Origin of the sequence: Peribacillus phoenicis (genome assembly GCF_047238085.1) — a bacterium.
Lineage (GTDB): Bacteria > Bacillota > Bacilli > Bacillales > DSM-1321 > Peribacillus.
The window spans coordinates 4,988,978-5,001,894 of the sequence record NZ_JBDFMF010000001.1; the positions used below are offsets into that span (position 1 = coordinate 4,988,978).

At 42.5% G+C, this 12,917-nt stretch carries 13 protein-coding genes; 4 read left to right on the plus strand and 9 right to left on the minus strand.

The window, feature by feature from the left end; genetic code table 11:
* Positions 1-132 precede the first annotated feature (132 nt).
* Together cls and uvsE are read left to right on the plus strand one after the other, a co-directional pair.
* Positions 133-1,335 carry a cardiolipin synthase gene (cls, locus tag ABC374_RS24705; protein ID WP_413020030.1) on the plus strand — a complete coding sequence of 401 codons (1,203 nt, stop codon included), beginning with the start codon at positions 133-135 and terminating at the stop codon, positions 1,333-1,335.
* A 28-nt stretch (positions 1,336-1,363) separates the two neighbouring features.
* Positions 1,364-2,317 (plus strand): UV DNA damage repair endonuclease UvsE, encoded by a 954-nt coding sequence (gene uvsE / locus ABC374_RS24710; protein WP_413020031.1) that lies wholly within the window; start codon positions 1,364-1,366, stop codon positions 2,315-2,317.
* A 50-nt stretch (positions 2,318-2,367) separates the two neighbouring features.
* On the opposite strand, the gene argS is transcribed toward uvsE, so the two are convergent.
* The 4 genes from argS to speE form a co-directional block, all read right to left on the minus strand.
* Positions 2,368-4,038 carry an arginine--tRNA ligase gene (argS, locus tag ABC374_RS24715; RefSeq protein ID WP_413020032.1) on the minus strand — a complete coding sequence of 557 codons (1,671 nt, stop codon included), beginning with the start codon at positions 4,036-4,038 and terminating at the stop codon, positions 2,368-2,370.
* 3 nt (positions 4,039-4,041) lie between these two features.
* A complete protein-coding gene (locus tag ABC374_RS24720; RefSeq protein ID WP_413020033.1) occupies positions 4,042-4,482 on the minus strand; it encodes a YwiB family protein in 441 nt (146 codons plus the stop codon).
* Between the two features lie 279 nt (positions 4,483-4,761).
* Entirely contained in the window at positions 4,762-5,640 is an 879-nt protein-coding gene (gene speB, locus ABC374_RS24725) for an agmatinase (RefSeq protein ID WP_101223865.1), read from the minus strand.
* Positions 5,641-5,654: 14 nt separating this feature from the next.
* On the minus strand, positions 5,655-6,482 hold the full coding sequence (speE, locus tag ABC374_RS24730) for a spermidine synthase (RefSeq protein ID WP_101223866.1): 828 nt from the start codon (positions 6,480-6,482) through the stop codon (positions 5,655-5,657).
* 207 nt (positions 6,483-6,689) lie between these two features.
* Between speE and ABC374_RS24735 the strand changes: the two genes are divergently transcribed.
* Positions 6,690-8,759, plus strand: coding sequence for a transglycosylase domain-containing protein (locus tag ABC374_RS24735; protein WP_413020034.1), 2,070 nt, complete (start codon positions 6,690-6,692; stop codon positions 8,757-8,759).
* Between the two features lie 150 nt (positions 8,760-8,909).
* Here ABC374_RS24735 and ABC374_RS24740 read toward each other — a convergent pair whose 3' ends face one another.
* Together ABC374_RS24740 and ABC374_RS24745 are read right to left on the minus strand one after the other, a co-directional pair.
* Positions 8,910-9,419, minus strand: a complete 510-nt coding sequence (locus tag ABC374_RS24740; protein WP_350300706.1) for a YwhD family protein — start codon at positions 9,417-9,419, stop codon at positions 8,910-8,912.
* Positions 9,420-9,459: 40 nt separating this feature from the next.
* A complete protein-coding gene (locus ABC374_RS24745) occupies positions 9,460-10,134 on the minus strand; it encodes a site-2 protease family protein (RefSeq protein ID WP_413020035.1) in 675 nt (224 codons plus the stop codon).
* Between the two features lie 139 nt (positions 10,135-10,273).
* Between ABC374_RS24745 and thmT the strand changes: the two genes are divergently transcribed.
* Positions 10,274-10,459 carry a 2-hydroxymuconate tautomerase gene (gene thmT / locus ABC374_RS24750; RefSeq protein WP_350300708.1) on the plus strand — a complete coding sequence of 62 codons (186 nt, stop codon included), beginning with the start codon at positions 10,274-10,276 and terminating at the stop codon, positions 10,457-10,459.
* A 29-nt stretch (positions 10,460-10,488) separates the two neighbouring features.
* Here thmT and ABC374_RS24755 read toward each other — a convergent pair whose 3' ends face one another.
* The 3 genes from ABC374_RS24755 to ABC374_RS24765 all read right to left on the minus strand — a co-directional run bounded on the left by ABC374_RS24755 (position 10,489) and on the right by ABC374_RS24765 (position 12,796).
* Positions 10,489-10,998 carry a YwgA family protein gene (locus tag ABC374_RS24755; protein ID WP_098185024.1) on the minus strand — a complete coding sequence of 170 codons (510 nt, stop codon included), beginning with the start codon at positions 10,996-10,998 and terminating at the stop codon, positions 10,489-10,491.
* 32 nt (positions 10,999-11,030) lie between these two features.
* Complete coding sequence (locus tag ABC374_RS24760) at positions 11,031-12,338, minus strand: HD domain-containing protein (protein WP_350300709.1); 1,308 nt, start codon at positions 12,336-12,338, stop codon at positions 11,031-11,033.
* A gap of 236 nt (positions 12,339-12,574) precedes the next feature.
* Positions 12,575-12,796, minus strand: a complete 222-nt coding sequence (locus tag ABC374_RS24765; protein ID WP_048683566.1) for a YuzB family protein — start codon at positions 12,794-12,796, stop codon at positions 12,575-12,577.
* Positions 12,797-12,917: the final 121 nt, after the last annotated feature.

The window sequence follows — 12,917 nt, forward strand, 5'->3', positions numbered from 1 at the left end:
ATTATATAATTCGACAATTCCATGCATTACCCTTCTGCATTCTAAAAAAATGAGGACCCTTTCCCCGCTTTTTAATGGTTACTGACAGGGAATTAGAGCCAAACTAAATATAATCATTTAGGGGGGATTTTTTTGAAGATAATCACTACGATTGCCTCTATATTTTTATTGATCTTCTCTTGGTGCTGGGTTGATCTTAAGGTAGGGCATAAACGTTATTTGAAGCACGCAACCAACATTAAATATCCGCCTCGGAACAGTGAAATGACTGTATTCACATCAGGGAAAATCCTGTTTGAAGATTATATCAAGGAAGTCAAGCAAGCTCAGGATTCCATCCATATCCTTTTTTATATAGTAAAAAATGATAAATTCAGCAAGGACTTTTTGAAGTTACTGCAGTCAAAAGCGGAAGAGGGCGTGGAAGTGCGGCTTTTAGTCGATTGGATAGGAAGTAAAAAGATGTCCCGCCAAACCATTCAGGAGCTGACTGAAAGTGGCGTTCATTTTTCTTTCAGCTTTAAACCGAAACTCCCCTTCCTTTTCTATACCATACAAAAAAGAAATCACCGTAAGATCACGGTGATAGATGGAAAAATCGGCTATCTTGGCGGCTTTAATATCGGTAAGGAGTATATAAACCAAGGGGAGAAGCTGAACCCATGGAGAGATTACCATTTAAAAATGACCGGGGAAGGTGTAAAGGACCTTCAGGAAGTCTTCCTCTCGGATTGGTTCTATGATACAAACGAGGATTACAGAGGAACACCTGCTTATTTTCCGACATTGACTCCCGGGACTCAGGCACATCAGTTTGTCGTCACGAATGGCAGTGATCTTGAACAGTCCTTGACACACATGATTCGTCAAGCCACTAAAAAAATCATTATCGGAACTCCATACTTCATTCCCAGTGAAACTTTATTTCAAGAATTAAGGGAAGCCCTTGCACGCAATGTTTCCGTTACGGTCATCGTACCTGAAATTTCAGACCATGCCCTTGTCAAGGAAGCTTCTTTTCCCTATTTCCGGGTACTAATAAATGACGGGGCTGAAATCATGCAATTTCAAAGAGGGTTCTACCATTCTAAAGTGATACTGATCGATGATATAATGTGTGATATCGGTACGGCTAATTTTGATAAACGCAGTTGTTTTTTAAATAGTGAAATGAACTGCATCGTATTTGACCGGACATTTATAAAAGATGTAGAAAAGGAATTGGCAGTGGACATGGCCGAATCCAAGCCGCTAAATGGGGACGCTCTTTCCAAGATGAATGTAGTCCGTTCAGCAAAAGAATCGCTGGCTTCCATCCTTTCTCCTTTTCTTTGACAACCCTTTGCTCAAGGAGAAAAATATAATGAAAATAAGATTTGGGTTCGTATCCAATGCGACCTGTTTATGGGAAGCTTCTCCGGCCAAGACACTTACTTTCAAGCGATATAGCACACTTGGCCCAGAAAAAGGAATGGAAAAACTTCTGGATGTGACAAGGCAGAACATTGAAAATACGTTAAGGGTCCTTCAATATAACACGGCACACCAAATAGAAATATACCGGATGTCCAGTTCCATTGTACCTTTAGCCACACATCCCGAAATAGAATGGGATTTCGTCACTCCTTTTAAAAGAGAGTGGAAACAGCTTGGCGACTGGGCAACTGCACACAAAATGAGGCTCAGCTTTCATCCGAATCAGTTTACGCTGTTCACCAGCCCTAAGCCCGAGATTACACAAAATGCCGTGAAAGATATGGAGTTCCATTATAAAATGCTTGATGCAATGGGCATAGCGGACACCTCTTTCATCAATATCCATGTCGGTGGAGCCTATGGTGATAAAGAGTCCGCCCTTGTTAGGGTTCATGACAACCTTAAATCGCTGCCTATGCACGTCAAGGAAAGAATGACTTTGGAGAATGATGATAAAACCTATACAGCATCTGAAACCCTGGGCGTATGTAAGAGGGAGGGCATCCCACTTGTATTCGATTACCACCATCATCTCGCAAACCTTTCAGACGAGCCGCTTAACGAGCTGCTCACCGAGGTGTTCACCACTTGGGGTCAGGCAGGGGTGGTACCAAAGATTCATATTTCATCACCAAAATCGGCAGGTGAATTTCGCTCGCATGCAGATTATATCGATTTGGAGTTCATCATGCCCCTTTTTAAAGTGCTTAAGGATCTTGGACAGGACGTGGATTTCATGATCGAGGCCAAGATGAAGGATCGGGCAATGTTGCAGCTGATTGAAGATATAGCTAAGGTTCGTGGTGTAAAAAGGGTGAGCGGCGGTGCCGTCGAGTGCTAATTAACCTAAAAAAAAGCGGCTGTTTCTCTAGAAACAGCCGCTTTTTTCCATTACATTTTTTCCGGTGCCGAAACCCCGATGATGGCTAATGCATTCTTTAAAGTAATTTGGACGGATTTGACCAGTCCTAAACGCGCCTTACTTCTTTCCATCTCTTCAACATCCAGAACCTTATCTGCATTGTAGAAACTGTGGAATGTAGAAGCCAGGTCATATATATAATTCGTCATGCGGTGAGGCATCCGTTTTTCGGCCGCTTCCGCTATTGCCTGCGGGAATTCTCCTAATTTCTTCAAAAGCTCCACTTCTTTTTCAGTAGATAGGGCAGAGAAATCAGTGACTCCTTCATAGCTGATCCCTTGTTCCACACCTTGGCGCAAAATGCTGGAAATACGGGCGTGGGCATACTGTGCATAATATACCGGATTTTCATTGGATTGTGAGACCGCAAGATCCAAATCGAAGTCCATATGAGTATCCGCACTTCTCATCGCAAAGAAATAACGTGTTGCATCCAGACCTACTTCATCAATAAGGTCACGCATCGTAACTGCTTTACCTGTACGCTTGCTCATCTTCATTTTCTCGCCATCCTTGTACAGGTGAACAAGCTGGATGATTTCGACTTCAAGCTGCTCGCGATTGTATCCTAATGCTTCGATCGCCGCTTTCATACGCGGGATATAGCCGTGGTGATCTGCCCCCCAGATATTGATCAGTGTTTCAAAGCCGCGTTCCAATTTATTACGGTGATAGGCAATATCCGGTGTCAGATATGTGTAAGATCCATCCTGCTTAATAAGCACCCGGTCTTTATCATCGCCTAATTCCGTAGAGCGGAACCATGTAGCACCATCTTCCTCGTAAACATGGCCCCTTTCCCTCAACACTTTAAGTGCTTCATCAATTTTACCGTCTTGATAGAGGGATGTTTCGGAGTACCATACATCAAATCCGACACGGAAATTACCCAAGTCCGTTTTCAGTTTTTCCATTTCATATTTCAAGCCATACTCACGGAAAAATTCAAAACGTTCCTTCTCATCGGCATTAACATATTTATCCCCATATTCACTTGCAAGCGTCTTACCGATGCCAATGATATCTTCACCATGATAACCGCCCTCCGGCATATCCTTTTCGAGGCCAAGTGCCTGGAAATAGCGAGCTTCTATGGAAATGGCCAAGTTATTGATTTGGTTTCCTGCATCATTGATATAGTATTCACGTGAAACATCGTAACCTGCTTTAGAAAGGATATTACATAGTGTATCACCTACTGCTGCACCACGTGCATGACCAAGATGGAGATCACCGGTTGGATTCGCTGAAACGAACTCCACTTGGATTTTTTCTCCTTTTCCAAAGTCACTTTCCCCATATGCTTCATCCACTTTCAAAATGACAGGAACCAATTCTGTCAAATAGGCATTATTCATGTAGAAGTTGATGAAACCTGGTCCTGCAATTTCAATTTTTTCGATGGATGCTTTTGAGTTGTCAAAGTTTTCGATGATTGCCTCTGCTATCATCTTTGGTGCTTTCTTTGCAATCTTCGTTAATTGCATGGCCATGTTCGTGGAATAATCTCCATGTGTCTTATCTCTTGGCAGCTCCAATACAACATTTGGAATCTGCTCTTCCGTTGCTAAACCAGCTTTAATGACTGCCGCTTTAATCTCTTCTTTCAGCTTTTCCTGTACCTCTTTTACTATATTCATGCGCTATACTTCCTCCTTGTAGGAAATCGTCATCTCATATTGACCGGGTTCGCTTCCCTGCATATGTAACGTATATTTAAGGACGAGTTTCCCTTGTTTGGTCTGCTCATCCCATTGATGATGTATCTTCTTCGCGGTCGTCCGTAATCCTAACCTGCCATATATACTTTCGTAATGTCCATTTGTCGCTTCCTGCAGGCGGAAAAGCTGTCTCATTTTAATGGCACCATTTCTAAGCAGGATCGTTTCATCCGGTTTGTGCTTGATCGTCGTTTGCGTTTGACCGGCTTCATTTTCCTCTTTATATTGCAAATATAAATCTGCACCTTTATACATTTTTGTACCAAATGTGACCAGCTCATACGTATCCGTTTCTGAGCCGTGCTTGATTTTTGTCTGTAAAGTCACTTTAATCGCTTGCTTATCTATATCATGAAGAGTCAAAGCAACACTTCCTTCATCATGTCGTTCTTAACTTTATAAGTATAAATATTCTTCAAGGAAGTTTCAACTTGGAGCGGAAAATAAAGTGTAAATCAAAAAAAGTGAGGATAAACTGTCGAAATCATGTTCTTGCAATTCATTTGAATTTAACACAATAATGACTCATCGGGGCGGAATTATTCAAATAGAGTCCATCAGACGTAAAATTCTTTCCCGGAATGGATAAAAAAAGACCATTCCCGCTAAAAAACAGGAATAGTCAGTCAGGTCTTACATCCATTAACCTTTTTGAACCCAACCTAAAATCATTTCGCGAATCAGCTTGCTCGCAGTGTTCGCAGTTTGCTCGGATGGATCATAAATCGGTGCCACTTCTACCAAATCGCAGCCGACTACATTAATTTCAGAACGTGCTATCTCATGAATCGAAGCTAAAAGCTCTTTGGAGGTGATGCCTCCACAATCTACGGTGCCTGTTCCCGGCGCGTGCGCAGGATCAAGAACATCGATGTCGATCGTCACATATACAGGTCGGCCAGCTAACTGCGGCAGTACTTCTTTCAGAGGTTCAAGAACTTCAAATTTAGAGATGTGCATGCCATTTTCTTTTGCCCATTGGAATTCTTCCTTCAAACCGGAACGAATGCCGAAAGAGTATACATTTTTCGGGCCGATAAGTTCTGCGGATTTACGGATGATGGACGCATGGGAAAGCGGTTCTCCTTCATAATCCTCACGTAAATCTGTATGGGCGTCCATATGGATGATGGCCATATCGGGATACTTTTTGAACATGGCTTTGATGACAGGCCATGTTACAAGATGTTCCCCTCCCATACCTATTGGGAACTTACCTGCATCCAACAAGCTGTCGACATATTTTTCAATCATATCGATACTGCGCTGCGGATTGCCGAATGGTAATGGAATATCCCCGGCATCAAAGAATTTAACTTCCTCTAATTCACGATCTAAATACGGGCTGTACTCTTCCAAACCAATCGAAACTTCACGAATTCGGGTAGGGCCGAAGCGGGAACCCGGACGGAAGCTTACCGTCCAGTCCATCGGCATGCCGTATAGCACAGCTTCCGATTCCTCAAAAACAGGATGGCTTTTAATGAATACATTGCCTGAATAGGCTTCATCGAATTTCATGGTCCATGCCTCCCTTATTTCACTAAATCTTGAACGAATTTAGGCAGAACGAAAGCTGCTTTATGAAGTTCTTTTGTATAATATTTCGTTTCTAATTCATGGAAACGATCTTCAGTCACTTCTAATGGATTATATTTTTTCGATCCGATCGTGAACGCCCAAAGGCCGCTTGGGTATGTCGGGATATTCGCTAAATACAAGCTGGTGATTGGAAAAATTTCTTTTACATCACGTTGTACATCACGAATTAAGTCCGCTTTAAACCAAGGATTGTCGGATTGTGCCACAAAAATCCCGTCTTCTTTCAAAGCCTTGGAAATCCCGGCATAAAAACCTTTAGTGAATAAATTGACAGCAGGTCCGACAGGTTCAGTCGAGTCAACCATGATCACGTCATACTCATTTTCACTTTTGGCGATGTGCATGAAGCCATCCCCAACTTGTACGTCTACACGCGGATCTTCAAGCATGCCTGCAATTTCCGGCAGGAATTTCTTTGAGTATTCGATAACTTTCCCATCGATATCCACCAATGTAGCTTTTTTTACGCTTGGGTGTTTTAGGATTTCACGGATAACTCCTCCGTCCCCTCCTCCTACAACCAAAACGTTTTCTGGATTAGGATGGGTAAATAAAGGAACATGGGCTACCATTTCGTGGTAAACGAATTCATCGCGCTGTGAAGTCATTACCATGTCATCCAGCAATAGCATATTGCCCCACTCTTCCGTTTCAATCATATCAAGCTTTTGAAACTCAGTTTGCTCCGTATGTAAAGTACGATTCACTTTCATCGTAATACCAAAGTTCTCTGTTTGTTTTTCAGTAAACCAAATGCTCATTTATTAACGCTCCTTTTCCATTTCATATTGTCAGTCACCTTATAGGTTCCCCAAAATCGGTATAGTCATTAGCTAGAAAAATTATAGACGAATCTAGCAGAATTGCAAGATAAATTTCTTAAATGCAGTTCTTATGTTTAAAATTTTCTTTTTTTTCCATAATAGTAATAGATACTAGATTCTTACCTGATAAGAGAGGTGAAAGCAATGGAATTGATTCCAAGCGAACGATTTAAAAGGACAACTAAATATGTACGGGCCTTCATTATCCTTGCCACAATCGGGCTCACAATACTCTTTGTATTGCTTCTCTCTTTACTGATTTATGCAAAAATATTAGGTCCGCCTCCTTTGGTCGTGCCGCAGTCCACTCTCTATTATAGTGATAATGGAAATGTGATTGGTGAAACCGATAATGGCCAGAAACGTTATTGGGCCGGAATGGAGTCGATTTCACCAGAGCTCATCAAAGCGACTGTCGCCGTTGAGGACCGTCAATTTTACACTCATAATGGATTTGATATAAAGCGGATCGGCGGAGCCATCCTTGCTGATATTAAGGCAATGTCCAAAGTCCAGGGTGCAAGCACCATTACCCAGCAGTATGCCAGGAACCTGTTTCTTGGGCATGACAAAACGTGGTCGCGTAAATTTAATGAGGCCTTTTATACGATACGTTTAGAAATGAACTACTCCAAAAAGGAAATTCTAGAAGGCTATTTAAATACGATTTACTATGGCCATGGCGCCTATGGAGCCCAAGCTGCAAGTCAATATTACTTTGGCAAGGATGCCAAGGATTTGACCCTTCCTGAAGCGAGCATGCTGGCTGGAATACCAAAAGGGCCGTCAAATTATTCTCCATTGGATAACTTTGAAAAAGCGAAATCAAGGCAGAAAGTCGTCCTGCAAGCCATGAAAAGCAAAAACTACGTTTCAGGAAAGGATATCGCGGAAGCGCTGCGAACATCCCTTACATTAAAGGGAGAACACGGAACGGTCACAAAGAAGACCGCTCCCTATTTCCAGGATGCCGTCAAGCAGGCTTTAAAAACTCAGCTTAATTTAGATGACCGGACGATCGAGCTTGGCGGGCTTAAGGTCTATACCACACTGGACGAAACCCAGCAGGATGCTGCCGAAGAAGTTCTTTCCAATACCATACCCAAGTCTTCAGGCATTCAAGCCTCGATAGTGGCAATGGATCCGGATACCGGGGAGGTCCGTGCGCTGGTCGGAGGGAAAGATTACTCCGAGTCGCCATTCAATCGGGCCACACAGGCCGTTCGCCAGCCTGGTTCAACCATAAAGCCCTTGCTATACTATTCAGCATTAGAGAATGGTTTCACACCGTCCACCACCTTAAAAAGCGAGACAACTACATTTTCTTTCGATGATGGTCACTCATCTTACACACCGCATAATTACAACCATCAATATGCGGAAGGCGAAATCACGATGGCCCAGGCCATTGCTCTTTCCGATAATATCTTCGCCGTAAAAACGCACTTGTTCCTTGGGGAACAGGCATTGGTCGATACGGCGCACCGTTTCGGCATCACGGCAAAGATGGATGCGGTTCCTTCCCTGGCACTCGGTACGTCAGGTGTAAGGGCGATTGAAATGGTGAACGCATACAGCATTCTGGCTAACGGCGGCAAGAAGGTTGAACCCGTGTTTATCAAAAAGGTTGAAAATCAAAAAGGTGAAGTGATTTTTGATGAAAATGAGAAACCTGAACAGATTTTGGATGAGGATAAGGCATTTGTCATGACCCAGATGCTTACAGGGGTTTTCGATGAAACCCTAAATGGCTATACGAAAGTGACCGGCAGCACCATCAGTTCCCAGCTATCCCGACCATATGCCGGCAAATCAGGCTCCACCCCGACTGATAGCTGGATGATCGGTTACACACCGGAGCTTGTAGCAGGAGTATGGACTGGATATGATCAAGGCAAAAAGATCGAGATCCCTGCTGAAAAAGGCTATGCAAAGAAAATCTGGGCTTCCTATATGGAAAAGGGCCTGCAAGGGAAACCGGCAAAATCGTTTAAGGAAACCGAAAACGTAATCGGGGTAAACGTGAACCCCGTTAGCGGAAAATTGGCCACAAAGGACTGTCCTGCCTCAAGAATGACTTATTATGTTAAAGGGACCGAACCTGTCGAATACTGTGCCGAGCACTTTAAGGGTGAGAGTCCGAAACATGCCCCAAAAGAAGAAGAACATAAAAAGGCCCCATGGTACAAAAAAGTCTTAAAACCTTGGGGATAACGAAAAACCCCCGAAGCCGGCAGCGGCTTCGGGGGTTTTTCTGTCCTAGTTCCACAGTGACTAAACTGCTGTCTTTAAGTTTACTGATTTTATCGCTTTCCTACAAGTGCATTTTTCACTAAACTTAACATTTCACCCATTAAACGAGATTCAAACCGTCAATGACTCCTTCAGCAGATCTGAAGAACGCTCCCACATTCCTGCATCATGATTTCTCAGGAAGTCTGCAAGCACACGTTTTGATTTATCGTCCATGTCCTCGACGATGATTTTTCGTTTTAGCGATTTATCCATCCGGTTAACATGCTCCGGGAGCGATTTGTAACCGCGTCTAATTGACCTGTCGACCATCATTTCACATGCTGTCACACCTGCATAGTGCGGGCCATTTTGAGTGGCTTCAATGGTCACCCAAACAAGCCAGTAAGGTTTGGCATTCGGGACCTCCTCTTTTGTCTTTAAAAACTTGATCCCTTTTTCCACTGCACTTCTTGCATGCATCGCGCCGATATCGACCTCTGCTTCACCTGCATCAACATCGATGATGACCGGAGAAATATTATCGAGCGTCAAAACCCCTGCTCCATATCCGCCATGACCTTCTGTAGGGTCGTTTTTTATAATATTGAAGCCTACCTTTTTCTTTGGTTGTTCTTCCATGTTCGTATCCCCCTTTATTGTATGTCATTCCTTATATTGGTTAAAAAAACAAAAGTGAAAAAAATTGACTTAAGATGCCTCCAACAAAGTCTCTACCAGTTTCCAAAATCGGGCCAATTGTATACTTGCTCAGCGGTGTGATGATCAGGATCAAAAAAATAAGCGAGCCGTATTGTTCATACTGGGTCATTTTTGACCGCAAGTCTGCTGAAACAAGATCCTGAATGATTCTATAGCCATCGAGCGGCGGCAGCGGTAACAGATTAAATACAAATAAAAGGACATTTAAATTTATGAGTATACTTAAGAAAGGCTCGACGAAAAACGGTAAATCAGGTCCAACGCCTGCGGCAAGCAATCCGTAAAAAATCAAATACCCCAAAATTGCAACAATCAAATTGCTGAACGGACCGGCAAAAGAGACGAGCACTCCTGCCAATTTTGGATTCTTGAAATGAAAACGATTGACCGGTACAGGTCTCGCCCAACCAAATCCAGCTATTAATATCAACAATGTTCCGATCGGATCCAAATGCGAAATCGGATTCAATGTGACTCTTCCTTCATTCTTAGCAGTCGGGTCACCGAACTTATAGGCCACATAAGCATGGGAAAATTCATGAACCGTAAATGCGATCAACAGTGACACAATGACATATGGAAGCTTTTCCAAAGGATAAACCAAAAACCGTTCTATTTGCTCCAAGAATTGCATCGATAGCTTCTCCCCCAATATTTATTACCGTTAGTATACATCAAAAGAGCAAGAAGTGAAAAAACTCTGACTTCCGTGTCTTGCATTTCTTTTTCCATTGTGAAACACTACAAGATAAGAGAGGAAGGGGGAAAAAGAGATGCCATATGTAACAGTCAAAATGCTTGAAGGCCGTACAGACGAACAAAAAAAGGCTTTAGTCGAAAAGGTGACTGCAGCAGTTACGGAAACAACTGGAGCACCAGCTGAAGCCGTGACGATTTTCATTGAAGAAATGTCAAAAAATCATTTAGCAGTAGCCGGTATCCGTAAAAGCGATTTATAAGATTTACATAATGGAGAAAAGCTAAGCCATCAATTCGGCTTAGCTTTTGTTTTTAGCTGCTCAATATATTCATATGCCTCATCAATTTCTTCAAGCGTATATTTTTGTTTGCTTTTCAGCGTGAAAATTTTCTCGGTGACTTCCTCTTTTTCAAGCGTGTCGAAGTATAATACCGTTGAAACCAGCTCCAAAAACCTGGCATTCTGTTCGTTCATATCCTGTAAGCATGCCTCAAGTGCCGGCATCTCCACTTCCTGTATGGATAGGAAATCCCGGCCTGCATCCGTTATCGAATAACAATATTGATAATAGCCTGCTTTTTTTTCCCTTACTTCATTCAAGTAGCCCATTTCGCAGAGCTCTTCAATACGTAAGGTCAACTCCTCCGAATACGGTCCATAAAAGTGAAACTGAAACTTTTCATGAAATGGGAAGGACAGCTTCTTCGCGATATAAACGATCTTCTGTAATTTTTTCCGACCCGAGATTTCACCGGCAGTAGAAATTGCATTGATAATGTTTGCATGATCCTTAAACAAGGCTCGTCACTCCTCACCAAAAATGTACCACTCTAATCCGATAGCTCCAGAAGCTTTCGAATCTGTTTTTTTATATTTTTCTTCGTAGATTCATCACGCAATAAATCCGCTGGATAATACAACTTATGATCCGTTCTTCTTTTCCCTGAAATTGCATCGACAATTTCGGATTCACGCGATAATTCACGAATTTCGCCATTATTTTTCAGCAAGTGAATCGGCAGTCTCTCCTCTTCCTCACCTGGCCGGTAAAAATCATACGGGAGATCTGATGAAGAATCGACGACAAGATAATAATCCGGATCGATGCCTGCCTTCTTGAATAGCGTCCTTAACTCCATCAACCTGTTCATTTGACTGTTCGATGGATGGAATTCCACATATTTAAATAGTTTACGGTTAACGAAGCGAGTGCATAAATCTTTTAAAATCGCATCGTTTTCGTCTTCCCATGCTTCGAAATAATAGAGCATCACCGCTTCATCCATTTTCAAGTAGTCCGTTAAAGTCACGTCTCCCCTGAACAATGAATAAAAATGGTGTGGTTCTTGGGCAAACTCATAACCGGATTCATATAAATGTTTCGCTCTATGTAGAATCTTGGTAAGTATGACCTCCGCACTTCTCGTAACTGGATGGAAATAAACCTGCCAATACATTTGGTAGCGACTCATGATATAATCCTCAACCGCATGCATCCCGCTTTGTTTTATGACGGCATGTTCTTCCCTTGGCCTCATTACACGCAAAAGCCTTTCCATATCGAAATGTCCATAACTCACGCCAGTGAAGTAAGCATCACGCTGTAAATAGTCCATTCTATCAGCATCGATCTGACTTGAAATCAGGCTGACTACTAATTTGCCTTTATAGGTTTTCGCTATGACTTCCGCCACTTTTTTAGGAAAATCACGTCCAACCCTAAGGAGGATCTTATTAACTTCCGTATCGCCGAGGATTATCTGCCTCGTGAATTGCTCATGATCCAGGTCAAACACCTTTTCAAAAGAATGAGAGAAAGGACCATGACCCAAATCATGCAGAAGTGCTGCGCACAAGGATAGTAACCGTTCCTCAGGTTTCCATTCGGGTCTGCCCTCGAAAACATCATCCACGATTCTCCGAACAATCTCGTATACTCCAAGCGAATGGCTAAGCCGACTATGTTCCGCACCATGAAAGGTTAAATAAGTCGTTCCCAGCTGTTTGATCCTTCGAAGACGCTGAAATTCCTTCGTCCCTATTAAATCCCATATAACCCGGTCGCGAACATGTATATATCGGTGCACCGGGTCCTTGAATACTTTTTCTTCTTGTAATTTTTCGCCGGAATATTCCATGAACTACCCTCTTTTTCGTAATCTCGATGCACTCATTATAGCGTGTTTTGACAAAAAACCCTAACTTCCACCTTGCTAGTAAGAGAGGTCATTTTGTAAGAAAACGGAAGTTTCAGTCCGATTTTGTCTTGAAAATAAAGAAATAAAAAATCACCGCAGTGTGTCGAATCTGGGTGATGATTACTTGTTTCATTTATCATAAGCAAACAATCCACTCTAACTATATATCATGGATCCTACTTTAGTTTTTTATTGATTTTATCTAGTAACTCGTCTTCTGTCGGTGCAGCAACTGGACGGTTATTGACAAAGGCAAAAGACTTCTTTCTGCCAGGACCGCAATAGGATTGACAGCCCACTTCAATTTTCGCGTCGGGATCAAGCTTTTCAAGACGCGGGATCAACGTTTTAATGTTTACCGCCAAGCAGTCATCGCACACTCTGAATTCATTGGACATCCTCCGGTCACCATCCTTTCCATGACAAACTATTTTTCATCCATTTATACGACTAAAGGGTATTTTACCGTTTCTACTTATGAATATCAAGAGGGCTGGATGATGTGAAAAGGATGTAAAT

Excerpts from the sequence above, each read along its gene's own strand:
- ABC374_RS24740 (WP_350300706.1), bottom strand. The coding sequence starts at position 9,419 with ATGGAAGAACAACCAAAGAAAAAGGTAGGCTTCAATATTATAAAAAAC.
- speE (WP_101223866.1), bottom strand. The coding sequence starts at position 6,482 with ATGAGCATTTGGTTTACTGAAAAACAAACAGAGAACTTTGGTATTACG.
- argS (WP_413020032.1), bottom strand. The coding sequence starts at position 4,038 with ATGAATATAGTAAAAGAGGTACAGGAAAAGCTGAAAGAAGAGATTAAA.
- uvsE (WP_413020031.1), top strand. The coding sequence starts at position 1,364 with ATGAAAATAAGATTTGGGTTCGTATCCAATGCGACCTGTTTATGGGAA.
- ABC374_RS24760 (WP_350300709.1), bottom strand. The coding sequence starts at position 12,338 with ATGGAATATTCCGGCGAAAAATTACAAGAAGAAAAAGTATTCAAGGAC.
- thmT (WP_350300708.1), top strand. The coding sequence starts at position 10,274 with ATGCCATATGTAACAGTCAAAATGCTTGAAGGCCGTACAGACGAACAA.
- ABC374_RS24745 (WP_413020035.1), bottom strand. The coding sequence starts at position 10,134 with ATGCAATTCTTGGAGCAAATAGAACGGTTTTTGGTTTATCCTTTGGAA.
- ABC374_RS24765 (WP_048683566.1), bottom strand. The coding sequence starts at position 12,796 with ATGTCCAATGAATTCAGAGTGTGCGATGACTGCTTGGCGGTAAACATT.
- ABC374_RS24735 (WP_413020034.1), top strand. The coding sequence starts at position 6,690 with ATGGAATTGATTCCAAGCGAACGATTTAAAAGGACAACTAAATATGTA.
- speB (WP_101223865.1), bottom strand. The coding sequence starts at position 5,640 with ATGAAATTCGATGAAGCCTATTCAGGCAATGTATTCATTAAAAGCCAT.